Origin of the sequence: Flavobacterium sp. LHD-80 (assembly GCF_030929605.1) — a bacterium.
Lineage (GTDB): Bacteria > Bacteroidota > Bacteroidia > Flavobacteriales > Flavobacteriaceae > Flavobacterium.
The window spans coordinates 167,010-192,972 of sequence record NZ_JAVFVS010000002.1; the positions used below are offsets into that span (position 1 = coordinate 167,010).

The following is a 25,963-nucleotide window of genomic DNA, read 5'->3' on the forward strand; positions in this document are numbered from 1 at the left end:
ACGAATTTCTATAAAGTCATTCCAAAAAAATATTAAAACAGACAAAAATAATTATCAAATTGCCAAATTATCTAATTCTACTTATTCATCGCAATATAATCCGAAGGCGACATTGAAAAATGTTTCTGAAAATTTCTTCCAAAACTTGTCTGTGATTTATAACCTACCATTTCGGCGATTTCATACATTTTGTAATTCTCATTTAAAAGCAACTCTGCAGCACGTTTTAAGCGAACAATATTAATCAACTCATTCGGACTCAAATTCGATAAGTCTTTGATTTTTCGGTACAAAGTCGAACGGCTCATGTTCATGATTTCGGCCAAAGATTCTACACTTAAATCGGGATCTGTGATGTTTTTTAGGATTTCATCATCCAGTTTTTTAAGAAATTTTTCGTCTGTTTTGTTGTGTGCAATGCTCTTGATATGTGAAAGCGGAGAACTCGCATAATAATTCATAATCTGCTTTCTATTTTCGATTAAATTATTGGCTTGAACTTTCAAATAATCCATCGAAAAAGGTTTTGCCACATAAGCATCTGCACCAACTTCCAGACCGTCGATTTGTGATTTCAACGAATTTTTGGCTGTCAATAAAATGACCGGAATATGACTCGTTTCAAGATTTGTTTTAATCTCTTTACACATCGTAATTCCGTCCATAATTGGCATCGAAACGTCGCTTATTACAAGCTGAATGTTTTGATTATGAATTATTTTTAATGCTTTTTCTCCATCTTCTGCTTTTAAAACGGTATAAGTCGAAGCCAATTCTGAAGTGATGAAATTTAAAAGATCCAGATTATCTTCAACAATTAAAATTTGAGGTTTTTCTAGTTTTGTTTCCAGTTCTGTTTTCTCGAATTCAGTTTCATTCGTTTCTTTTTCAGTATCGGTATAAAGCATAAATTCTTCTTCTTGATGCAATGGCACAACAAGTTCGAAAATGTTTAATTTAGGATCAGCAATCAATTGCAGGTTTCCGTTATGAAGCTGTGCAAGCGAATGCGCCAACGAAAGTCCAATTCCAGTTCCCGAAGTAGTATCCATATTATCAACTCTAAAAAACGGCTCAAAAATCTTGTCTTTCAGCTGAAACGGAATCAAATTCCCATCATTTTTGACAATTAACGTCAACTTTTTGTCATCTCTAAAAAGTGTAATCGAAACCTTGTCTTTTGAATATTTGATCGCATTACTGATTAAGTTGCTTAATATTTTCTTGAAAGCTTCTTTGTCAACAAATGCAAAAATGTCTTTTTCGCCTAATTCCAAATCAAAATCAATTCCCTGTTCTTCAATTAATGGCGTAAATCGTAAATGCAGATTTCTAATTATAGACGAAATATTGGCTTCTACGAAAGTGAGTTTCAATCCGCCAATTTCAGATTTTCTAAAATCGAGCAATTCGTTTACCAATTTTAATAAACGCGACGTATTTTTCTTCATTATAGAAAGATTCTGAGGAACTTCCGGCGATTGGTATTCCATGATCAGCAATTTTTCCAAAGGCCCTTTAATAAGCGTTAAAGGCGTTCTGATTTCGTGTGCAACATTGGTGAAAAAATCAATTTTAGCCTGATAGATTTCTTTTTCTTTTTCGTCGTTCAGATGTTTTATTTTGCGGTTATTCTTAATCTGCGTAAGATTTTGCGAATAACGAATGATGTAGTAAAACGAACCGCAAATCAAAAGAAAATAGAAAAAATACGCATAAGAACTTGCCCAAAACGGAGGCAAAATCCTGATTTTTAGTTCTACTTCTTTGCTCCAAACACCAAAACTATTCAGCGACTTAACTTTAAAAACATAATCGCCAGGCGCCAGTTCTGTAAAGAAAACTTTGTTGTTTCGTTCCAAATAAACCCAGTCATTATTGACATTTTCCAGTTTATACCAATATTCGGTAAGTTCTGGAGCTGTGTAATTTAAAGAAGCAAATTCCAAATTAAATGACGATTGATCGTTGTTTAATTCCAATTCATCCAAATGCGAAATTGATTGTTTTATAGGCGAATCATTTTCATTGGCATCAATATCTTTATTATTGATTTGCAGATTGGTTATAAAAGTAGAAGGCGTGTATTTGTTTTTGGTAAAATTTTTCGGATTGAAGCTGATCATTCCGTTTAAATTTCCAAAATACATATCGCCATTTGTATCCATAAAAGCCGACGCATAATTAAACTGATCGCTCAATAATCCGTTTGCTGTGGTGTAAATTTTAATGCTTTTATGATCAGGACTAAATTTCACCAAACCTTTTGACGTCGTAAGCCATAGATTTTTGTTTTTATCTTCTAAAATCGAATATACAACATTGCTTGGAAGGCCATCTTTTGTGCTGAATTTCTCGAAAGTTCTGCTTTTTTTATCAAATAAATTCAGTCCATTTTCAGTTGCAAACCATAGATTTTTTGAACTGTCTTCAAAAATATAGTTGATAGAATTATTACTGATTCCGTTTGGATTTTTATAATCATAAGTGAAAACCTCCTTTTTTCGAGTTTTCGGATTGTAATAAAACAAACCGTCTCGATAACTTCCTGCCCAGCAATTTCCATCTCGATCTTCTTTATAAGTGGTATAATGTGTGGTTTCGGGAAATGTTTTCAAAATATCAAAACTGTCATTTTCCTCGTCATAACGGTACAATCCCATTGTGGTAATCACAATCAGTTCATTCTTTTTGGTTTCATAAAAAGAAAAAATAAAATTACTGTGCAATCCAGAAGCGGGATTATTGGCGCTGTAATGTTTTATAACAGTGCCCGAATTTCGATCTAAAACATCCAAGCCATGCTCAAAAGTTCCTACCCAAATTTTATCTTTTCTAGGCATTAAAGCGTGAATATTATAGTAGGAAACGGGATAAGAAGTAAATTGCTGCGTTTTAGGATTAAAACGATTTACTCCAGCATCTTCAGTTCCAATCCACAAATCGCCATAATCATCTTTGTGAATTTCTCTTACGGCGCTTCCGCTAATAGAATTTTGGTTTTTCTGAGGGAAATACTTTTTAAACTGCGTGTATTGTTTTTGATGGTAATTAATTCCTCCAAAATAAGTTCCAATCCAAACTCCGTTTTCCTTATCAATAGAAATAGAGTAGGCGGCATTGTCTGAAATCGCATACGGATCGTTATAATTCTTCTTTAGATTGATGCTTGTTTTTGTTTTCAGATTGTAAACATAAACGCCAGATTCACTGGCAATCCAGATTTCGTTATTTCCACGTTTTCTAAATTGACGTACAAAAACAGGTTCTTTTCCTGAAAATTGCAAAACCGATGTCGTTTTGTCTTTAATATTATAAACCAAAACGCCATGATCCTGCGTGCCAATCAAGATGTTGTTTTTATTTAAAGCGTAAACAACTGTAATTCTAAAATTGGCTTTATTTGCCGGCGGATTTAGATTCATGCTTTCAAACGAAAGGCTTTCTTCAGAATAATGATATAATTTATTTAGAGAAGATGCCCAGATTTCGCCGTTTTCATCACGCGAAATTGAAGTTGTAATAAAATATTTGTTCGGATTAAAAGTTTTAGTTTCTTTTTTGCTCGGCGAATATTTATAGAGGATATTTCCAGAAACAAACCAAATATTACCTCTTTTATCATGATTAATGTCGTTGATTCTGTCGTTTATTGCTTCATTCAAAACCGTAAACTTATCTGTTTTTTTATTGTATTGATACAAACCTTTATCAGTTCCTACCCAAATAATTCCATTGAAAGCATGAATCGACTGTATATAGTTGCTTCCAAGGCTGTTGATTGGATCAGATTGGCTTCTGTAAGTTTTAAAACGATAACCGTCAAATCTATTTAAACCATCTTTTGTTCCAAACCACATAAAACCATCTTCATCTTGAGTTGAAGTGATAACCGTGTTGTTAGAAAGTCCTTCTTCAACCTGAAAATGTTTAAAATAATATTCCTGAGCGTGAATAAAATTTATAGAAAAAAGAAATAAAAATGTAAAAAGAAAGAATTTACGCATTGCTGTGTTTTTTTATAAAAAAATAAATTTCTTCAAATCGTCTCAATATTCTACCAAATGTTGCAAGCCTATGTTTTAATGATCATTTTTATACAATTTGAATCATTTGAGAGAGATATTGACACAAATGAAGCATTTTATTTTGAATTAAAATCATCTACTTTGAATTTTCAAATAAACGTTATTGATAATTTTTAGGCTGAAAAAATATAGTATCAGTAAAATTTTATTTGAAAAAAAATATCATATTCAATTTTGAAACCAAATGAACACATTATTATCAATGAGTAAAGACAAAAGCTGTTTTGCTCGAATCAGAGATGATTAGAAAATTAACTTATTTATTGTAAAACCAACCAAGAAATGAAAACTATCTAAAATGAAAAATCAATGAAAACAAAGTTCACTCAAATTTTAAAGCAGAGATATTACCTCTTGTTTTTCTTTAGTTTATTATTACAGCAAACGTATGCGCAGCAGCAAATCACTATTAGTGGTAAAGTTTTGGCTGCTACGGGAGAACCAGTCCCGTTTGCAAACGTTTTAATTAAAGGCACAGCAAATGGAGCTGTTACCGATTTTGACGGAACATATAAAATTAGTGCAAGCGGCAATCAGACATTAATTTTTAGTTCCCAAGGTTATAAAACGACAGAAGTAGCGATCAACAATAGAACTTCTATCGATGTAAAGCTGGAAGAAGATGCCATGAAACTCGATGAGATAGTTGTTGTGGGTTATGGCTCACAACAGAAAAAAGATCTTACGGGAGCAGTTTCTTTAGTAAAGCCAGACGAAATTCAGAAAAGACAAATTACAACAGTTGCAGACGGACTTCAAGGTTTAGTTACCGGAGTAAAAGTTCGCGGTGGCGGTCGTCCTGGGCAAGAAGCTAGTGTTGAGATTCGTGGTTTGAAGAATCTTCAAAATACAAATCCGCTTTATGTTATCGACGGTTTAGTAACATCTGCAAATAGAGATTTTAATCCAAATGATATTGAAAGCATTCAGGTTTTAAAAGATGCATCGGCGGCGGCAATCTACGGCTCAAGAGCGGCAAATGGTGTAATCATTATTACTACTAAAAAAGGAAAAAAAGGACCACTTCAAGTCGAAGTTTCTGCAAAAACGAGTTTCCAAGTTATGCCACGTTATGATTTAATGGGAACTGAAGAGTTTGCAAAATACAATAACATGGCGTATGATAATGCTGGATTTACAAGACAAAATCTAAACATGGCTGTAGATACAGACTGGCAGGATGCTGTTTTCAAAACGGGAATGATGCAGGATTATAATGCAAGTTTTTCTGGAGGAAATGAAAATTCAACATTCTTTATGTCTGGAAATTATTTTGGAAACGAAGGAACTGTAGTTGGAACTGATTTCGACAGAATCTCATTCCGTGTCAATTCAAGCGGAACAAAAGGAATTTTCAGCATCGGAGAAAACTTAGCGATCAGTAATTCAAAAACAGATGAAATGTCTGGAAACCCAATTATTGATGTGTACAGAATGACGCCTACAATTCCTTTGTATGATCCTGCAAATCCAGGTGGTTACGGCTACGGAAAACAAGGTGTTGCAGATACTTTTGGAACAAACCCTTTAGCGATAGCTGATTTTGCAAATACGATGAATGAGAATTTCAGAATTAGAGGAAATATTTGGTCTGAATTAAAATTTGCTCCTTGGTTGAAATACCGTTTCAATTTTGGATATGAAACTAGTTTCGACTCTTATAAATTCATGAGAAAAGTTGGAAACTGGTCTTTAAATCAGCCAATTGATCAATCGTATACCGATCAAAACAAAGGAAGATCAGAAACGTTGCTGTTTGAAAATACATTGACTTTCAAAAAAGCATTCGGCAAACATGATATTACATTTTTAGTAGGACAGACGTACCAAAAAGACAACTACAACCAAATTTATGGAACAAAGAGAAATCTTCCAATGAATTCTGGAACAGGTCAATATTATGAAGTTCTTAATCAAGGAGATTCGCCAGTTGTTGGTGGTTTCATTAATGAAGCGGCTTTGGCTTCTTATTTAGGAAGATTAGAATACAATTATGACAATCGTTATTTATTCAATGCGGTTTTAAGACGCGACGGATCTTCAAAATTCAGCGATGCAAACAAATGGGGTAATTTCCCTTCACTTTCAGCAGGATGGAGAGTAAGCAACGAGTCTTTCTTTAAATCAGAATTTATTAAAGATTTAAAAGTAAGAGCAAGTTACGGAGAATTAGGTTCTGGAAATATTGGAAATTACGAATACAAAAGCTTCGTAAACAATTTTGGACAGATTGTAATGGGTAACGAACAAAAATTATATCCATCTGCAACGCAAGTAAAATTGTCAAACTCAGAATTGCGTTGGGAAAAATTAAAACAAACGAACTTTGGTTTAGATCTTGGCGTTTTAAATAATGATTTGCGTCTTACAGCCGATTATTTTATTGCTCGCACAGAGGATGTATTATTCGGGTTCCCAATTTTATTGACAACAGGAAATGATGGAGGAAACCCAATTTCTAACGCTGCAACTGTTGAAAATAAAGGTTTTGAATTAGAATTGGCTTACAGTAAAAAAATCAATGAATTCTCGTTTAATGCTTCGGTGAATTTCACGAAAGTAAATAACAAACTGGTTTCATTGGGTAACGGACAAAACGAAAACTTTTCTGGAAATACAGTTACAAGAGCAGGAATGCCAGTAGGAATGTGGTATGTTTTAGAAACAGACGGTTTGTTCCAAAATCAAGACGAAATTAATAACTACAAAACGGCAGACGGAAAAGTAATTATGCCTGGCGCAGTTCCTGGAGATATTCGTTTTAAAGATAATAACGGAGACGGACAAATTACGAATGAAGACAAAGCTGTTGTTGGAAGCCCTTGGCCAGAATTTGAAATGGGATTCAATGCAGGAGCCGATTACAAAGGTTTTGATTTTTCTATGAACTGGATTGCTTCACACGGAGCAACTGTTTATGACGGATTTAGAAGTGTTGTAGATCGTTTTGATGACAATAGTAACTACCGAAAAGGAATTCAGCCTTGGACACCAGAAAACCCAAACACTGATTTTCCTAGAATTACAAAAGGTTCAACTTTAAACTCGCGTGGTGACAGTGACCGTTTCTTAGAAAGTGGTGATTTCATCAGATTGAAATATATTGGATTTGGCTATAATTTGCCAAGCACTGTTTTGAAAAACTCTGGTATTACAAGAGCAAGATTAACGATTTCGGCACAAAACATTATCACTATTACAAAATACAAAGGATTGGATCCTGAGTTTACAAACGGTAATATTTTTGAAAGAGGTGTTGACAACGGTGCTTTCCCAAATCTTAAGACATATTCTTTTGGTGTAGAGTTTAGCTTTTAATTTTAAAAAAATAGCATAATGAAAAAATCAATAATAATAGCCGTAGCTTTTCTAGGTCTCATTTTTGCTTCATGCGAAAAAGAACTTGACCTAAATAGCCCAAATGATATTACAGTAGATCAATATTGGAAAACTGAAAGTGACGCACAAGCCGGAGTAAATTCTATTTATGCCATGTTTTATAAAGATGGTTTGTGGGCAAGATGGATTTATTTCCGTTTAGATTTAACTTCTGATGAAGGATATAGCGTGAGCCCGTGGACAGAATTGGCAGATTGGACGAGATTCAATTACATCAATTATAATTTCTGGGAAGGAAACGCTGTAACATGGAGAGATACTTACAAAGCAATTTTCAGATGTAACCAAGTTTTGGCAAATGTTCCAAATATTACTTTCCAAAATGAAGATGCAAAAAAGAGAATTATAGCGCAAGCTAAGTTTTTAAGAGCGTTGCATTACTATTATGCAACAGTAATTTGGGAAGATATTCCGTTGGTTTTAGATCCATCTACACCAGCAGATTTGCCAAAACAAGTAAAAGTAACTGAAATTTGGGCTCAAGTTGAAAAAGACTTAAATGATGCTTACGCAGATTTACCAAGAGACTGGGTAGGTGCGGATATTGGAAGACCTGATAAAGGTGCAGCAAAAGCTTTTCTTGCAAAAGTATATATGCAGCAACACAAATGGGCTGAAGCAAAAACAGCTTTAGACTATTTAATTTCTGGCGCAGGAGCAAAATACAGCTTACAAGCCAACTACAGAGACAATTTTACAGATTTACGTGAAAACAACAGCGAATCTGTTTTTGAAATCCAATTTGGTGATCAAAGAAAAGGAGGAACAGGAGAAGATCAAAATGCTGCAGTTTCTAGCAACCGTTGTCAGTTTTTTGCACCAAGAGGAATTGGATGGTCTGACGGACAAGCACGTTTCTGGTTAGTAAATGCTTTCAAAGAAGAAAAAAATAAAGATGGAAATCTTGATATCCGTTTAAGATGGACTTTGTATTATCCTCAATTGTTAGCTGATTTTGGAGACAAAACATACAACAGAAACTGGGAATGGAACAACAACGAAGCTTGGTTCAGAAAAGGAAGTCGTGATTATTACAGAGATAATGAAGATTACTATTCTCAAGTAAACTACAGATTAGTTCGTTATGGTGATATTTTGTTGCGTTATGCCGAAGTTTTGAACGAATTAGGAAACACTGCTCAGGCGTATCAATATGTTGACATGGTAAGAGCGCGTGCTAATATGAACACTTTAGCGGTTGCACATCCTGAAATTGGAAACAATCATGATTTGTTCTTGGAAAGATTAAAAATGGAAAGAGTTTTAGAATTAGCAGGAGAAAGTGTTCGCTGGGAAGATCTAAAACGTTGGGGAGATTTGAATACGCAAGCTTCTGTTGATAAAATCGCGCTTCGTGATTCAGATTTTAAAAACTTCAAAGTGGGTAAAAATCACAGAATGCCAATTCCACAAACAGATGTAGATAATAATCCAAATCTAGAGCAAAACTCAGGATATTAAAAATTAAATTTTTTGAGGGAATCAGATGCTTCAAATCTGATTCCCTTATCATAAAGAACAATTGTTCATAATAACAATATTGAAAATGAAGAAAGTAAAATTGTGTCTGACATTAATGTTGGCAGGGCTAGTATTGCTTAGCTGCAACAATAAAAAAAGTAATTCTGAAGAAAACAAAATCGAAACCGCTTCAGCAGAAAAAAGAGAAATCTGGACAAAAGATCAGGCCAATAAATGGTACGCAGAACAACCTTGGTTTGTGGGCTCAAATTATTCTCCTAGCACAGCTATAAATCAGTTAGAGATGTGGCAGGAAGATACTTTTGACCCAAAAAGAATTGATCAGGAATTGGGCTGGGCAGAAGGTCTGGGAATGAATGTAATGCGTGTGTATTTACACGATTTATTGCATCAGCAAGATCCAGAAGGACTTTACAAACGCATGGATCAGTTTTTAGAAATCGCAGATAAACACCATATCAAAACGCTTTTTGTTTTGTTTGATTCTTGCTGGGATCCCTTTCCTGCTTTAGGAAAACAACGCGCTCCTAAACCGCACACACACAATTCTGGTTGGGTTCAGGCACCAGGCCAAAAAGCACTTCAAGATAAAACACAATATCCTCGTTTAGAGAAATATGTAAAAGAAACGGTTGCCAAATTCAAAGATGATAAGCGAATTTTAGGATGGGACGTTTGGAATGAACCGGATAACATGACAGGACCATCTTACGAAAAAGTAGAGATCAAAAACAAAGTTGATTTGATTTTACCGCTTTTAAAAGATGTTTTTGTTTGGGCAAGATCAAGTAATCCTTCACAGCCTTTGACTTCTGGAGTTTGGGTTGGAGATTGGAGCGACGAAGCTAGAATGCAACCCATGCACAAAATGCAGATCGAGCAATCTGATGTGGTTTCTTTCCACAATTACAACACGCCTCAAGATTTCGAAAAAGTGATCAAACAATTACAACGTTACGGGAAACCATTAATCTGTACAGAATATATGGCAAGGCCAAACGGAAGTACTTTTGAAGGATTTCTTCCGATTGCCAGAAAATACAATATTGGTATGATCAATTGGGGATTTGTGGACGGAAAAACACAAACAAAATACGCTTGGGACAGCTGGACAAAAACGTATACTGCAGAACCAAAAGTTTGGTTTCACGAAGTATTACACACAGACGGAACGCCATACATTAAAGCTGAAACAGATTTGATCAAAAAAATGACTTCTGAAGCGAATAAAAAGAATTAGATAATTGCTTTTGGCCACAGATTAAACGGATTAAACGGATTTCCGCCGATTATTTTAAATTATATCAGTGAAAACCTGTTTAATCTGTAAAATCCGTGGGAAATAAAATAAATCATTTTAATCCATTTAATCTGAGGCAAAAAAACAACCCGCGGAAACCCGTTTAATCCGTTTAATCTGTGGGCAATAAGCTAAACCTTTACAGCAATGAAAAGATACACAATAAAACAGCTCTTTTTTCTAGCGATAATTCTAGTAGGATTTTCTGCGAAAGCACAACAACCAGATCCGCCGGGACAAGTTAAGGGAAATGAAAAGCCTAAAAACGAAGCCTATCTTTTTGCGCACATGACGCACAAAGATTATGGCAGATTGTATTATTCTGTCAGTCTTGATGGTTTACATTGGGAAAATCTGAACGACGGAAAAAGAGTTTTTGAAGAATACAAAGGACATCCTGATATCTGTAAAGGTCCAGACGGAAAATATTACATAGCAGGAAATACTGGTGACGATGCAAAAAGCATTAATATCTGGGTTTCAGACGATTTAATTACTTGGAAAAAACATTCCGATTATACGCCAGATTTAAAAAGCACGCCTGATTATTCAAATGCTTTACAGCGAATTGGCGCGCCAAAATTATATTACGACAAAGATTCGGAAAAGTTCATCATGACTTGGCACACGCCACATTTAGAAGGAACAAAAGAAGATGGAGAACGTTATTGGGCAAGTCAGCGAACGTTGTATGTGTTGTCTAAAGATTTAAAAACCTTCGAAGGAACTCCAAAACGTTTATTCGATTGGGATATGGGAACAATTGATGTTTTTATTCGTAAAGTCGGCGATTCCTACTACGCCGTGATTAAAGACGAAACTTATCCGACTTTGTATTGGACAACCGGAAAAACCATTCGAATTGCCAAATCAAAATCCCTTTTAGGACCTTATTCTTTGCCCCAGCAATCTATCAGTCCAAACTTTAGAGAAGCGCCAATGTTGATTCCTTCTCCAGATGACAAAATATGGTACATGTATTACGAACAATATCCAGGAGTTTCATACGGATTATCAATCGCAGATAACCTAAACGGACCTTGGTTTCAAGCCTCAGGCTACACTTTTTTCTCTGATTGGGACAAATACAGCCTTCCAGAAAAAGTACGCCACGGTTGTATGATTACAATATCTAAAAAAGAATACGACAGTTTAGTGAAGAAATTTGGAAAGAAGAATTAAGATAGGAGTATTAAGTATTAAGAATGTGTGAGGAGTAAAAGAATCTTAATACTTAATACAAAAATCTTAATACTACTAAAAACTTGGTTAGTTAAGTTAGTTTGAGAATTTACCAGGCTTGTGTGGAATAAGTCTGGTAATTCATTTTGATTTAGAAGAAATACCAAAGCATTAAAAATATTTTCACCATATAAGTTAAGTAAGGTCATAGTAAGTTTGGTTGTTGATTAAAAGTCAGAACTTACATTCTCTTGGGATTGTTTTAAAACCGTTGCTTAAACTAAAATGAACTTATATAACTTATATGGTTTAAAAAAAACTTATGAGAATAAAATCTCAAAATATATAGCAGATGAAAAGAAAAAGCATCCTTTTTTTAGCCTTATTTTCCATGCTTGCAGTGAATGCACAATGGAAACCGCAAGGAGATAAAATCAAAACAAAATGGGCAGAGCAGGTTGATCCAAATAAAACTTTACCTGAATATCCCCGTCCGATTATGGAGCGTGGCCAATGGAAAAATCTGAATGGTTTATGGAATTATGCTATTCAGGAATTTGGCAAAACAGCGCCTTCAAAATATGATGGGCAAATTCTGGTTCCGTTTGCGGTTGAATCGAGTTTGTCTGGCGTTATGAAAGAAGTTGGTGCCAAAAATGAACTTTGGTACGAAACTAATTTTTCGATTGAATCAAATTGGAACGGAAAAAATATCCTTTTGCATTTTGGTGCCGTAGACTGGAAAACGGAAGTTTTTATAAATGATATAAAAGTTGGGTCGCATACAGGTGGTTATACACCATTTTCGTTTGACATTACATCTTTTATTCAAAAAGGAAAAAATCAAAAACTAGTTGTAAAAGTTTGGGATCCTTCAAATGACGGGCCTCAGCCACGAGGAAAACAAGTCAAAAATCCAGAAGGAATTTGGTACACGCCGGTAACCGGAATTTGGCAGACGGTTTGGATTGAACCTGTAAATGCTAAAAGTATTTCAGAATTAAGAACAACGCCAAATATCGATCAAAACACTATCAGCATAAAAGCAGATGTAACTGGAGCAGAAAAAGGAGATTTAGTTGAAATTTCTGTTTTTGACGGCGGAAAAGAAATTGCTAAAGAAAAAGCGGTTGTTGGCGAAAGCAATGATATTGTATTAAATGCTCCGAAATTATGGTCGCCGGAGAATCCGTTTTTGTATCAGACAAAGATTCGTTTAATCAGTAAAAATAAAGTGGTTGATGAAGTGAAAAGTTATTTTGCAATGCGAAAAATTTCATCAAAAAGAGATGAAAACGGAATCATGAGAATGCAGTTGAACAACAAAGATTATTTTCAATACGGACCTCTAGATCAAGGATGGTGGCCAGACGGATTGTACACGGCACCAACTGACGAAGCGTTGAAATATGATATTATTAAAACCAAAGAATTAGGTTTTAATATGATTCGTAAACATGTAAAAGTAGAACCGGAGCGTTGGTACACACATTGTGATCAGTTAGGAATTTTAGTTTGGCAAGATATGCCAAGCGGTGATGATCAGCCGATTTGGCAAAACAAAAAATATTTCGACGGAACTGAATTACAGCGTTCTGCAAAATCTGAAGAAATCTACAAAAAAGAATGGAAGGAAATAATGGATCATTTGTATTCTTATCCAAGTATTGTCGTTTGGGTTCCGTTTAACGAAGCTTGGGGACAATTTAAAACCGTCGAAATTACAGAATGGACTAAAAAATACGACTCAACGCGTTTGATTAATTCAGCAAGTGGAGGAAATCATTTCCAAACGGGCGATATTTTGGATTTACACAATTATCCAGGACCAGAAATGTATTTATTCGACGCAAGAAGAGTCACTGTTTTAGGAGAATATGGTGGAATCGGACTTCCATTAGAAGGCCATTTATGGAGAGCAAATGATAATTGGGGCTACATTAAATTTAAAAATGAAGCTGAAGTTACAGCTGAATATATCAAGTATGCGAAAGTTCTAAAGAATTACGTAAAAACAGGTTTTTCAGCAGCAGTTTACACACAAACAACCGATGTTGAAGGCGAAGTAAACGGTTTCATGACCTACGACAGAAAAGTAGATAAAATGGATTTCAAAGCAATAAATAAGATTAATACTGAAGTTATAAATGCTTTGAATTAGTAAAGAGTGATTTTTTTTAAATACATAGAAACATAGGTTTTTTTCTTAAAAAAGGAAGTAGAAGAAACTAGTTTCCACAATCTTGTCATTCCGAGGAACGAGGAATCTCCACGAGTAACTCTACAAAGATTGGCGATTCTCTAAACGGAGCTACTTGCGGAGATTCCTCGTTTCTCGGAATGACAAGATTGTGGTGACTATGTTTATTTTAAACAAGTGAAACGCCTTTTTTACAGACAAAGCAAAACTATGTCTCTATGTGTTTAAAAAATCACGCCCAACAATAAAAAAACTAAAAATGAAAAAATACCTAATCCTTTTTCTGCTCACAACTATAAGTTTTGCGCAGCAAAAAACATTCAAAAACCCCATTTTGCCATCGGGTGCAGATCCTTATAGTACGTATTATAAAGGCTATTACTATTATACAAACACACTCGGAAATAAACTGGTTTTATGGAAAACAAAAGATTTATCTGATATCAAAAATGCTGAAAGCAAAGTGATTTGGACGCCACCAAAAAATACCAATTATTCGGCAGAAATCTGGGCTCCAGAATTTCATATTATCAACGGGAAATGGTATTGTTATTTTGCTGCAGATAATGGAAACAACAACAATCACAGAATGTATGTTTTAGAAAATAAATCATCAGATCCGTTTAAAGGGAACTTTGAATTCAAAGGAAAAATAGCTGCGAAAACAGATAAATGGGCAATTGATGGAAATGTTTTTGAATATAAAAAACAGCTTTATATGATTTGGGCTGGATGGGCAGGAGATACCAATGGACAACAGAATATCTACATTGCTAAAATGAAAAACCCGCTTCAAATTGATGGTGACAGAGTGATGATTTCTGAGCCAACAAACGATTGGGAAACGCACGGCGCATTACATGATGACGTAAATCCACCACAAGTAAACGTGAATGAAGGGCCACAATTTTTAGAAAGAAACGGAAAAATTTTCATTATGTTTTCTGCAAGTGGCTGTTGGACTGATTTCTATTCTTTAGGATTATTGGCTTTTAATGGAAGTGTTAATTTGTTAGATGCTTCAGCTTGGAAAAAATCTTCAGAGCCAATCTTCAAACAATCAGACGAAAATAAAGTTTACGCACCGGGACACAATTCCTTCTTTAAATCTCCAGACGGAAAAGAAGATTGGATTTTGTACCACGCCAATTCAAATCCGGGAGAAGGATGCGGCAATAAAAGATCGCCAAGAATGCAGAAAATCGATTGGGATGCGAACGGATTTCCAGTTTTGGGAGAGCCTGTAAGTGAAGCGACAATCTTGGCAATTCCATCAAAATAAAACATTGAAAATCATCTTATAAATTATATAAAAATGAAAAACATTCAAATTGCTGCAGTTGTTTTGCTGGCGCTTTTTCAATTTAATTGCAAAGACAATAAAAAGGAAGATACAGTTTCAAAAGAAAGTACTGAAATCAAAACAGATTCAGTTAAAACGGTTTTAGAAACTAAAAATTTCGATACGATAATTGACGGTAAAAAAGTCAATTTGTATTGGATCGAAAACAAAGGAATCAAAGCTGCTTTCACTAATTACGGCGGAAGATTAATTGGACTTTGGATAAACGATAAAAACGGAAAACCAACTGATGTTGTTGTGGGTATGAACAGTGCTAAAGGTTTTAAAACTTCGACTGAACCTTATTTTGGAGCAACAATTGGAAGAGTTGGAAATCGTATTGGCAAAGGAAAATTTACTTTGGAAGGAAAACAATATCAAGTGCCTCTAAATAATGGAAAAAATGCTTTACATGGCGGTATAAAAGGTTTTCAAGATGTAGTTTGGAATGCTGAAAAAGTGAATGAAAACACATTAGTATTTACCTATGTTTCGCCAGATGGGGAACAAGGTTTTCCTGGGAATTTAAATGTAAAAGTAACCTATACGATTACAGATGATAATTCGGTTAAAATGGAATATGAAGCGACTACAGATAAAACGACATTGGTAAACTTAACAAATCACGCTTTTTTTAATTTAAATGGAGAGGGAAGTGGCACCATTTTAAATCACGAATTACAGATTTATGCGAATGAATTTACACCAGTTGATGAAGGTTTGATTCCGAGTGGAGAATTGAAATCGGTAAAAAACACAGTTTTTGATTTTACCTCAAAACATACAATTGGAGCACGAATCGAAACGAAAGACGAGCAATTGAAATTTGGAAAAGGTTACGATCATAATTACGTTTTAAACGGAACGAAGAAAAATGGTCTGAATCATGCTGCAACAATTTCGGGAGATAAATCCGGAATTGTATTGGATATTTTCACAGAAGAACCGGGATTACAGTTTTACAGCGGGAATTTCATGCAATCTAAAAACACTTTTAAAAGTGGTTCAAAAGATGATTTCAGAACGGCTTTTGCTTTAGAAACACAACATTTTCCTGACGCACCAAACCAGCCAAAATTTGCTCCGATTGTTTTGAAGCCGGGAGGAAAATACCATACGGTTTCTTATTATCAGTTTTCTGTGAAAAAGTAGTAACGAGTTTAACCGCAAAGAGCGCAAAGGTTTACGCAAAGTGCGCTAAGGTTTTTATAACTTTTGCCACCCTGAGCGAAGTCGAAGGGCGCAAAGTAATTTCTCATTTTTCAAATTCATTGCGTTCTTAGCGTAATCCTTTGCGCTCTTTGCGGTTAAAAACACAAACCCTATAAAAATGAAAAAAATACTATCCATACTAACATTATTCAGTGTTTTTACAGCCTGTTCGCAAGAAAAAAGCACAGACAAACCAAAAGAAACAAAGTCGAATGCCATTTTACTGGCAGACCCAACTATATTCTACGACAAAGGAACGTACTATTTATACGGAACCACAACCGGAGATATTCCAAATGGTGAAGGATTTCAAGTATATACTTCAAGTGATTTAAAAGACTGGAAAGGTCCGGTTGGCGCGCAGAATGGATTGGCTTTAAAAAAGGGAGATGCTTTTGGAGACAAAGGCTTTTGGGCACCGCAAATTCTATCGTATAAAAACAAATTTTATATCATTTATACTGCCAATGAAAATATTGCAGTTGCAACCAGCGACAGTCCGCTTGGGCCATTCAAGAGCGAATCGAAGGAACCAATTATCAAAACCGGAAACCAAATTGATCCGTTTATTTTTATTGATGAAGATGGAAAAAAATACCTGTATCATGTTCGTTTGACAAATGGAAATAGAATTTTCGTAGCAGAAATAAACGATGACCTTCAAAGTATTAAACCGGAAACCTTAACCGAATGTATTTCGGGAACTTTGCCTTGGGAGAATACACAAAATGTAAGTTGGCCAGTAACAGAAGGCCCAACAGTTTTAAAACACAATGGTTTGTATTACATGATTTATTCGGCTAACGATTTTAGAAATATTGATTATGCTGTTGGTTACGCAACCAGTAAAAGTCCGCTTGGACCTTGGGTAAAAGCTACGGACAGCCCAATTATCAGCAGAAAAAACACAAAGCAAAACGGAATTGGCCACGGTGATGTATTTTGGGACAAAGACAACAAAATGCATTATGTATTGCATACGCATTTTAATGAAAGTGCCGTTTCGCCGAGAAAAGCCGGAATAATTTCGATTGAATTTGCTGGAGATAAAATAATTGCAAAACCAGAAAGTTTTATCTTTTTGAATCAAAAGTAAATTTCTAAAAAAGATTCTGAAACGAGAATTTCACTCTTACTTAGAATTAAAAGTTTTTTAAAGCCTGTTTTTATTTCTAAAACAGGCTTTTTTATTGCCTTCCAGCAAGTTAAAAGTTTGATTTTGACATGTAATTTTTATTTTTATTTAGAATGGTTAAAAATAATTTGGAAAAACAAGTTTTAGAAAGTACTTTTGCCAACGAAATTTAAAACCAGACAAAATGAATAGCTTAACCATTAAAAAAATCTGTTTTTTTGTGCTTTTCGTAACATCATTAACTATGATGGCGCAAAACCAAAATACAGGCAGGGTAACAGGAAAAGTATCTTTGAGCGGAAATGTTCCTGCAGAAGGTGTATCAGTTGCTCTTAAAGGAACAAAATATAGTGCTGTAACCAACGAAAATGGACAGTACGAAATTAGAAATGTTAAACCAGGCTCTTACACAATCAGTATTCATTCGGTTGGAATTCATGGTGAAGAAGCAGCAATTGTTGTAACGGCAAAACAAGTAACAACAAAAAACTTTGCACTTTCTGAAAGCCAAGAAGATCTTGACGAAGTTGTAATTACAAAAAACAAATACAAGCAAGACAAACCTTCGTTGTCTTTACGTCTTCAGACTCCAGTTTTGGAAATTCCGCAAAACGTTCAAATTGTAAGTGGTCAAACTTTAAAAGATCAGCAAATTACAAGTATGAGCGATGGAGTTATTCGCAACGTGAGTGGAGCAGTACGTTTAGAGCACTGGGGTGATTTGTACACAAACATTACCATGCGTGGTTCTCAAATTCAGGCTTTCCGTAACGGATTTAACGTGGTTTCTTCTTTCTGGGGGCCATTGACTGAAGATATGAGTTTTGTTGATCATATCGAATTTGTAAAAGGACCTGCTGGATTCATGCTTTCAAGCGGAGATCCAAGCGGACTTTATAATGTGGTGACTAAAAAACCAACTGGAATTACAAAAGGCGAAGTAAGCGCTTTAGTTGGAAGCTACGATTTTTACAGAGTAAGTCTTGACCTTGACGGGAAATTAGACAAAAAAGGAAAATTACTTTACAGATTTAACGGAGCAGCTCAAAAGAAAGGTTCTCACCGTCCTTTTGAACACAATGATCGTTATGTAATTGCCCCGGTAATTTCATATCAATTTGATGATAAAACAAAAATTACAGCGGAATACAATTTCCAATATGCAAATATGACTGAAGTAGGTTCTTACTATGTTTTCGGACCTGCATCTGACGGATATGCAACTTTGCCTGTTGGGTTTACAATGACACAGCCAGGTCTGCCTGATACCAATATTCAGGATCACAGCGGTTATTTGATGTTTGAACATAAATTTGACGACAACTGGAAACTTACGGCTCAGACTTCTTACTTTAAATACATTCAGCAAGGATACAGTTCTTGGCCAGGTGTAGTTGGTCCTGGCGATGTTGACAGAAATTTTGACGGAGTTTCTGAAGGAACACTGGCAAAAGGAGAAATCATCAGAAACGTTGGTATTTGGGATGCAGAAAGTAATATGTATTTGGGACAGATATTTGTAAACGGAAAATTCAATACTGGATCTGTAAGTCACAAAATATTAGGAGGAGTAGATTTAGGAAGTAAAGATTATATGGCAGACTGGGGGCAATCTCATGATCTTGATACAGTTGATGATCCATTCAATGTTTATGCACCAAATTATGGTACGCCATCTAACGGATTACCAATGTTTGACCACAAAACGCCACTTTCTGTAAGAGCTAAAAATGCAGGAGGATTAATGAGTACAGATTATGCTGCAGGTTATGTGCAGGATGAATTAGGTTTTTTCCAAAACAAACTTAGATTGACTCTTGCAGCACGTTATACTTGGATTAGTCAAGCGAGCTGGGGCGGTGCTCCAATTGCTGACAGCCATATCACGCCTCGTGTTGGTGTAAGTTACTCGATTACTAATGATTTTGCAGTTTATGGTTTGTACGATCAAGCTTTTATTCCACAATCAGGAGTTATTAAAAATGGAGACAAAGTAAAACCGCTTACTGGTAACAATATGGAAATTGGTATCAAAAAAGATTGGTTTGATGGATCTTGGAGTACAACTTTAGCGGTTTACAACATTTTAAAGAAAAACGAACTTACATCAGATCCTGCAAATACACCAGGACAGCAATTTAGTGTTGTTTTAGGAGAAAAAAGAGCGCAAGGTGTTGAATTTGATTTAAGAGGAAAAATTGCAGATGGTCTTAATCTTATTGCAAATTATGCTTTTACAGAATCTATTGTAAACAAAATTGATCCAGCAGTTTCTGCATCAACAGGAATTAAAGAAGGAGATATTGTTCCAGGTTATGCTAAACATACAGCAAATGCTTGGTTAAACTATACGTTGCAAAATGGTAAATTAAAAGGATTTGGAGCTTCTATTGGAGGAACTTTCCTTGACGGAAGACAAACTGATACTTGGAGTGCAGGTCTTCAAAAACTGCCTTCTTACTTTAAATTAGATGGAGGTTTATCTTATGAAACTGGTAAAGTGAAAGTTACTGCTAACGTATTTAATATCTTGAACAAATATCTTTACAGCGGTTCGTATTACCAATGGTTGAATGCTTACTACTGGCAGACTGAAGCGCCAACAAATGTTAGAGTTGGTGTAACTTATAAATTTTAATTATCCGCCTTTAAAAAGAATTGTTATAAATGATAAAGCATCCGTTAATTTTTAGCGGATGCTTTTTTTTTTTGAGGTTCTGAGGGACTAAGGTTCTGAGTTTTTATGTATTGCCTCCAGTTTTAACTGGAGGTATAAATTAAGATTAGGAAAGGCTTTAGCCAAACTGTGCTAGTTTGGCTAAAGCCTTTTCAATTTCTTTCTTATTCCCATCTAGCTAAAGCTGTACGCTATTCATTTTTTATATCTGTTATGTTTTTATCTAGTGTTATCCTTTTTTTATTAAAGGAATCAATTTTGTTCCAATTAACTCTATAGAATTCATTAATTGTTGATGTGTAAGTCCTGCGTTGTCCATTTGGAAAGTAAATCTTGAAATACCGCCAAGTGCTTCGCTGTGTCGTAAAATTTTCTCGGCCGCGCGTTCAGGACTTCCCACAATTAAAACACCAAGATCATCAATTAATCCGTCAAATTTTCCTTTGGTTACTGGTGGCCAGCCTCTTTCGTAACCTAATTTTGTCCACAATTCGGCGTAACCTGGATAATATTCTTCGATTGCTTTTTCAGTAGTTGTTCCAACAAAACCAGGCGAATGTATTCCTACTTTCAATTCTTCTGGTTTATAACCTGCCGCTTTTCCGGCTTCGCGATATAAATCAATTAAAGGACGAAAACGATGTGTTTGTCCACCAATAATAGCCACCATCAAAGGCAAACCTAGAGATCCAGCTCTAATAAAGGATTCTGGAGTTCCTCCAACGCCAAGCCAAACGGGAAGTTTTTCCTGTAAAGCTCTCGGGTAAACTGGAAGATTATTTATAGCGGGACGAAATTTCCCCGACCAAGTAATAAATTCGTTGTCTCTGATTTGTAAAAAAAGATCTAATTTTTCCTTGAAAAGTGCATCGTAATCGTTTAAATCAAATCCGAAAAGGGGATAAGCTTCAATTGAAGATCCTCGGCCAACAACAATCTCGGCTCTTCCTTTCGAAATTAAATCCAATGTTGCAAAGCTTTGATAAACGCGCACAGGATCTGCAGCACTTAAAACCGAAACGGCACTTGATAAACGTATATTTTTTGTTCGCGCTGCAGCTGCAGCCAATATTACCACCGTAGCCGAATCTAAAAACTCTTTTTTATGATGTTCTCCAATCCCAAAAACATCCAAACCCACCTGATCTGCAAGTTCAATTCGCTGAAGTAATTGTTCCATTGCATCAACACTGTTCAAAGTGTTGTTGTCTCCGTACATTGCCGAAGCAAAACTGTCAATTCCTATTTCCATAATTTTTTTGCTTTAGGCTTTTTATTAGCATTAAGCTTTAAGCAATAGGCTTTAAGCTTTTACTTATTATTTTTAACATTAGCTTTATGCAATAAATGTCAAGCTTTTTTGAAAGCCTAAAGCTTACTGCCTATAGCTTAAAGCTTCTCAATGTGAGAAGCCAAATGAGATACTAGTAATAATAATCAAAATAACAATCAGCGTAATCACAACGTATAGATAATCTCTTTCGATAAGAAAAGAGAATAACGACAGCAAAACCCTGAAAACCGGCGTTAGAAACAATAATATAATTCCGAAGAAAATTAAAAATTCTCCATTTCCTTGAATAACACCGCGATAAACATCGGCAATTACTTCAAATATATTTCGGTCATTTTCTTTAAAAACAGAATAATCTTCAATGTCACTTCCGTGATGCATCAAATAAACAATACCGCCTATAAAAGCGACTGAAAGCGAAATCCAAACTCCGTATCGCAATAAATTTCCAACAATTGCTTGAAAATCTTTTTCTCCAAATTTTTCGTGTTGCATACTTTTAGATTTTTCCATTAAGTCCGTTATAAATCATATTAATTGCTAAAACAAAAATTAAGCAGGCAAAAAATATTCTCAATTTTTTAGGGTTTGTTCGCACTAAAACTTTGGCTCCAGCCATAGCTCCAAACAAAACACCAATTACAACCGGCATACAAATTCCGGGTTCAATATATCCTTTCTGAATATAAATTACGGAACTCGCCATTGCGGTAACACCCATCATAAAATTACTGGTTGTAGTCGAAACTTTAAACGGAATTCGCATGATATTATCCATCGCAATAACTTTAAAAGCGCCAGAACCAATTCCCAGTAAACCAGACATCATTCCAGCAAGTCCCATCATCCCAAATCCGCCTAGGACATTTTTAGTGCCATAGCTCACTACTTCGCCGTCGTGTGTTGGGTAAGTTCCGTCTAATTTTAATTTTTGTGCCAATGGACTAGATTCTAGTACAATATGTTCTTCTTTTTTCCGAAGTGAATTTATAGCCGAAAAAATCAAGGTAAGTCCGAATAAAACGGCAATGAAAGAAGTTGGAGCAATAGCAGAAAGCAACGCGCCACCGACCGCGCCAATTGTTGTAGCGATTTCTAGAAAAATTCCCAATCGCATATTGGTAATTCCTTCTTTTACATAAGCGGCAGCAGAACCTGATGAAGTTGCAATTACTGAAACTAAAGCCGCTCCAATTGCATAATGAATATCAACGCCTAAAATGACAGTTAAAAGTGGAATAATAATGATACCGCCTCCCAATCCTGATAATGAACCAATAAAACCTGCTAAAAAAGCACCAAAAATCATAATCAGCGTAAACGTAAGTACTGTCATTCGAATAAATTTTGTTTTGGCTAATTTACGAATTGATATTTGGCGAAGGAATTTTTAGGAGCTTAAAAAATCCTTAAAAATCCGAAAACGATTTTGTTGAAAGTAATTTAAACCATACATGGTTGTTGATAATTTTGTCATTTCGAGGAACGAGAAATCTCCGCAAGAAACGCTACAAAGATTGGAGATTCTCGATGTGGAGCTACTTGCGGAGATTTCTCGTTCCTCGAAATGACAAACTTTGGGAACTATCTGCAAAAACTAATAAAGTATTATTTTTTAAAATACAACGAACCGTTTTTTATGGATTGTTTTCCTAGTTCACCTTTCTCTAATAATTTTTCAAGAAGAATAATGGTTTCAGCATAAGATGTATCCCGAATAACAGCAAACTCTTTTGGAGTCAATGTGGGATAAATTTTAAACAGAGATAAAGGATCCGTATTCGAAATAGTTTTCTTTTTTGCGTTTGGAAACACGGCAAGTAAAGCATTTTCGTATTCAGAATAAGGTTTGGAGCCGTAAACAGCAAAACGGTTATTGTTTTGATCGGCAAAAAATAGCGTTGGAAAACCTCTTACTCCAAGTTTTTTTCCGTAATCTAGATCTTCCTGAAAAAGTTCTTCAGCGTCGTCATAATCGGTTTTCATTTTTTGAATGTCGAGTCCAGCTATTTTTGCAGCTTCTTCAATGTTTTTCCACTTTGCAATGTTTTTCTTTTCGAGATATAATTTCTCACGCAATACACGCATAAAATGAATTGCTTTTTCTTTACTCTGTATTTGTGCCGCTTTCATGGCAATACAAGAAGGGTAGGAAGAATCCAGTGGATCTTCAAGCCACACATTTCCATCAATTGGCATTTCATAAACTAAACTTGCCTCATCCCAATGATGGGCCACATCTGAAGGTTTGCTTATACCACCGCTATTATAACTCCAATCTGGCAGTAAACCGCCCATTTTGTAATTAATTTCAAAATAGTCGCCATATTCGAGTTTAAGCTTTCTGAGTTGTGGCTCGATTCCCCAGCATGAAGAGCAAATGGGATCGGTATAATAAATTATTTTTACTGGTTTATTTTCTGTTTTAATAATGGTATTTTCGACTGTTTTTTCGTTAAAAGGCATTTCACATGCTCCGGTAACGGGATCACAAAGTAGCGGATTTATATTATTTTCGTTCATTTTTAAATGGGTTTGTGACTGACAGGACATGCTGTAGATCAGGATTAATAATAGTGATCCTATTTTCATAAAAACTGAAGGAAAATAGAGGTTAGGCGTTTAATATTTTATATTTTTATATCAAAGTTCGCTGATGTTTAACCAAAAGTCAATTAGTCTAAAAAATATGACTACAGAAAATAAAGAAGAAAAAGATAGCGGTTGTCCGGCAGAAGGACTTCTGAAATTATTATCAGGAAAATGGAAACCACAGATTTTTTTATTAGCCGTTGATGGACCAATACGTTTCAACGGACTTTTAAGGGATATTAAAGGTTCAAACAAACAATCAGTTGCAGTAGCGTTGCGTGAACTCGAAGAATTTGGGCTTTTAGATAAGAAAGTTATCAAACTAAAACCGCTTCATATTGAATATAATTTATCAGAAAGAGGGAAATCACTTATTCCAGTTTTTAGGCAATTAGAATCTTTTTTTGAGAAATAAGATTTTGATTTTAACCTTTTCAAAATCTCGTCGAAATAAGTATTTGTTCAGATAAAACTAACCTTTGTAGCTTTGAGCCTTTACACCTCTGAACCTAAAAAATAATTCATTAAATTTTCATTAACAAAAAGTACGTTTTCATTAGTTTATATTTGTAAGAGACAAATTAAATCTAAAGAACTGTTTTTTTATGAAAGCAAAGACTTTTTTAAGCCTATTTTTATTGGTCGTTTTATCGACAGTTTCTTACGGTCAGAACGTAAAACTTATCACTGTCGACCAACTTCACGAACGAATTAAAAACGGAAAAGATAGCACTTATGTGGTCAATTTCTGGGCAACTTGGTGTGCGCCTTGCGTAAAAGAATTGCCTAATTTTGAAAAACTTCAGGCAGAATTTAAATCGGAGAAATTGGCAGTTTTATTGGTAAGTGTTGACTTTAAATCCAAATTAAATTCGGCTGTAATTCCATTTGTCAAGCGTAAAAATCTTCAAAATCAAGTGTTTTTATTAAACGAAAGCAGTCCGCAGGAATATATTGACCGAATCGATCCTTCGTGGTCAGGAAGTATTCCAGCAACACTTTTCATTAAAGACGATAAAAGAAAATTTGTTGAAACGGAACTTACATATGAACAACTATTAACTGAATATAAAAAACTATAAATTATGAAAAAGATTATCACTTTATTAGTACTAGTATTTACAGCCTGGTTATCGCAGGCACAGACAGCAACGCTAAAAGCAGGTGATCCCGCACCAGATTTTAAACTTAAAAATGTTGACAATAAAGAAGTTTCTTTTGCAAGTTTTCCTATAGCAAAAGGTTTTATTGTAGTTTTTACCTGTAATACATGTCCGTATGCAGTTGCTTATGAGCAACGCATTATCGATTTAGATAAAAAATTCAGACCTCAGGGATATCCTGTAATTGCAATTAATCCAAATGATCCTGAAGCTTCAAAAGCTGATGCGTTCAATAAAATGCAGGATTTAGCAAAAGATAAAAGTTATCCTTTCCCATATTTATTTGATGCAGGACAAGTAGTTACAGATCAATATGGTGCAAAACATACACCGCATATTTTTATTGTATCTAAAACTGCCAAAGGAAATGTTATTGAATATGTAGGAGCAATCGATAATGATCCAGAAGGAACAAAAGCAGAAAAAACAAAATATGCTGAAGATGCCATTGCAGCTTTGCAAAGCAACAAAAAACCAGCAGTAACGCAAACTAAAGAAATTGGTTGTACAGTAAAAAGAAAGGCGAAAGCTTAATTTTTGAATATTAATTTGTGAAACGAAAAACGCCTCAATTTCTTGAGGCGTTTTTTTTGTTTTATAAACTTTTCAGTTTCTTCATAAAAACAGGAAAAACTTCATTCAATTCATCAAACAAAGGATTCTTGCGGTGTTTGAGTTTGATTTCACTGAATAATTTTAATCCGAGTGCAAATTGAGTTGCTTCTGAGGGATCGTCGAACAAGTTTTTGTCTTTCATTTTTTGAATGATGCCAAAAATCTCATCGTGATTAGAAAATTCGATTCCGAGTTCTTTTGCTGGTTGGGTTTCTCCGTTTGCGTACTCTTTTAAGCTTAATGTTAAATAGTATTTGTTTGATCTTTTTTCCATGATAATTT

18 protein-coding genes are annotated in these 25,963 nt (G+C 34.9%); 12 read left to right on the forward strand and 6 right to left on the reverse strand.

Annotation, left to right across the window (positions count from 1 at the left end):
• Positions 1-77: 77 nt before the first annotated feature.
• Positions 78-4,007, reverse strand: coding sequence for a two-component regulator propeller domain-containing protein (locus RB619_RS03715; protein WP_308094353.1), 3,930 nt, complete (start codon positions 4,005-4,007; stop codon positions 78-80).
• Between the two features lie 390 nt (positions 4,008-4,397).
• Here RB619_RS03715 and RB619_RS03720 point away from each other — a divergent pair, with 390 nt between their 5' ends.
• The 9 genes from RB619_RS03720 (at position 4,398) to RB619_RS03760 (ending at position 19,978) form a co-directional block, all read left to right on the forward strand.
• A complete protein-coding gene (locus RB619_RS03720; RefSeq protein WP_308094356.1) occupies positions 4,398-7,406 on the forward strand; it encodes a TonB-dependent receptor in 3,009 nt (1,002 codons plus the stop codon).
• A gap of 18 nt (positions 7,407-7,424) precedes the next feature.
• A complete protein-coding gene (locus RB619_RS03725; protein ID WP_308094358.1) occupies positions 7,425-8,948 on the forward strand; it encodes a RagB/SusD family nutrient uptake outer membrane protein in 1,524 nt (507 codons plus the stop codon).
• Positions 8,949-9,033: 85 nt separating this feature from the next.
• The gene (locus RB619_RS03730; RefSeq protein WP_308094360.1) at positions 9,034-10,209 is read left to right on the forward strand and encodes a cellulase family glycosylhydrolase; all 1,176 of its coding nucleotides are present in this window, start codon (positions 9,034-9,036) and stop codon (positions 10,207-10,209) included.
• Positions 10,210-10,416: 207 nt separating this feature from the next.
• Positions 10,417-11,451: a glycoside hydrolase family 43 protein gene (locus tag RB619_RS03735; protein ID WP_308094362.1), complete on the forward strand. Its 1,035-nt coding sequence runs from the start codon at positions 10,417-10,419 to the stop codon at positions 11,449-11,451.
• A 352-nt stretch (positions 11,452-11,803) separates the two neighbouring features.
• Positions 11,804-13,612, forward strand: coding sequence for a sugar-binding domain-containing protein (locus RB619_RS03740; RefSeq protein ID WP_308094365.1), 1,809 nt, complete (start codon positions 11,804-11,806; stop codon positions 13,610-13,612).
• Between the two features lie 298 nt (positions 13,613-13,910).
• Complete coding sequence (locus RB619_RS03745; RefSeq protein WP_308094368.1) at positions 13,911-14,933, forward strand: glycoside hydrolase family 43 protein; 1,023 nt, start codon at positions 13,911-13,913, stop codon at positions 14,931-14,933.
• A 33-nt stretch (positions 14,934-14,966) separates the two neighbouring features.
• The gene (locus RB619_RS03750; RefSeq protein ID WP_308094370.1) at positions 14,967-16,145 is read left to right on the forward strand and encodes an aldose epimerase family protein; all 1,179 of its coding nucleotides are present in this window, start codon (positions 14,967-14,969) and stop codon (positions 16,143-16,145) included.
• Between the two features lie 178 nt (positions 16,146-16,323).
• A complete protein-coding gene (locus RB619_RS03755) occupies positions 16,324-17,301 on the forward strand; it encodes a glycoside hydrolase family 43 protein (RefSeq protein WP_308094372.1) in 978 nt (325 codons plus the stop codon).
• Positions 17,302-17,524: 223 nt separating this feature from the next.
• On the forward strand, positions 17,525-19,978 hold the full coding sequence (locus RB619_RS03760) for a TonB-dependent receptor (RefSeq protein ID WP_308094374.1): 2,454 nt from the start codon (positions 17,525-17,527) through the stop codon (positions 19,976-19,978).
• Between the two features lie 268 nt (positions 19,979-20,246).
• Here the strand turns inward: RB619_RS03760 and RB619_RS03765 are convergent, their stop codons facing one another.
• The 4 genes from RB619_RS03765 to RB619_RS03780 form a co-directional block, all read right to left on the reverse strand.
• A complete protein-coding gene (locus tag RB619_RS03765) occupies positions 20,247-21,269 on the reverse strand; it encodes an LLM class flavin-dependent oxidoreductase (protein WP_308094376.1) in 1,023 nt (340 codons plus the stop codon).
• A gap of 147 nt (positions 21,270-21,416) precedes the next feature.
• Positions 21,417-21,806, reverse strand: a complete 390-nt coding sequence (locus RB619_RS03770) for a DUF1634 domain-containing protein (RefSeq protein WP_308094379.1) — start codon at positions 21,804-21,806, stop codon at positions 21,417-21,419.
• A 4-nt stretch (positions 21,807-21,810) separates the two neighbouring features.
• Positions 21,811-22,647 carry a sulfite exporter TauE/SafE family protein gene (locus RB619_RS03775; RefSeq protein WP_308094382.1) on the reverse strand — a complete coding sequence of 279 codons (837 nt, stop codon included), beginning with the start codon at positions 22,645-22,647 and terminating at the stop codon, positions 21,811-21,813.
• Between the two features lie 272 nt (positions 22,648-22,919).
• On the reverse strand, positions 22,920-23,834 hold the full coding sequence (locus RB619_RS03780) for a DsbA family protein (protein WP_308094384.1): 915 nt from the start codon (positions 23,832-23,834) through the stop codon (positions 22,920-22,922).
• A 166-nt stretch (positions 23,835-24,000) separates the two neighbouring features.
• Here RB619_RS03780 and RB619_RS03785 point away from each other — a divergent pair, with 166 nt between their 5' ends.
• The 3 genes from RB619_RS03785 to RB619_RS03795 all read left to right on the forward strand — a co-directional run bounded on the left by RB619_RS03785 (position 24,001) and on the right by RB619_RS03795 (position 25,600).
• Positions 24,001-24,318 (forward strand): helix-turn-helix domain-containing protein, encoded by a 318-nt coding sequence (locus tag RB619_RS03785; protein WP_308094386.1) that lies wholly within the window; start codon positions 24,001-24,003, stop codon positions 24,316-24,318.
• Between the two features lie 190 nt (positions 24,319-24,508).
• Complete coding sequence (locus RB619_RS03790) at positions 24,509-24,985, forward strand: TlpA disulfide reductase family protein (RefSeq protein WP_308094388.1); 477 nt, start codon at positions 24,509-24,511, stop codon at positions 24,983-24,985.
• Positions 24,986-24,988: 3 nt separating this feature from the next.
• Positions 24,989-25,600 carry a thioredoxin family protein gene (locus RB619_RS03795; protein WP_308094391.1) on the forward strand — a complete coding sequence of 204 codons (612 nt, stop codon included), beginning with the start codon at positions 24,989-24,991 and terminating at the stop codon, positions 25,598-25,600.
• Positions 25,601-25,661: 61 nt separating this feature from the next.
• Here the strand turns inward: RB619_RS03795 and RB619_RS03800 are convergent, their stop codons facing one another.
• On the reverse strand, positions 25,662-25,955 hold the full coding sequence (locus RB619_RS03800) for a DUF3861 domain-containing protein (RefSeq protein WP_308094393.1): 294 nt from the start codon (positions 25,953-25,955) through the stop codon (positions 25,662-25,664).
• Positions 25,956-25,963: the final 8 nt, after the last annotated feature.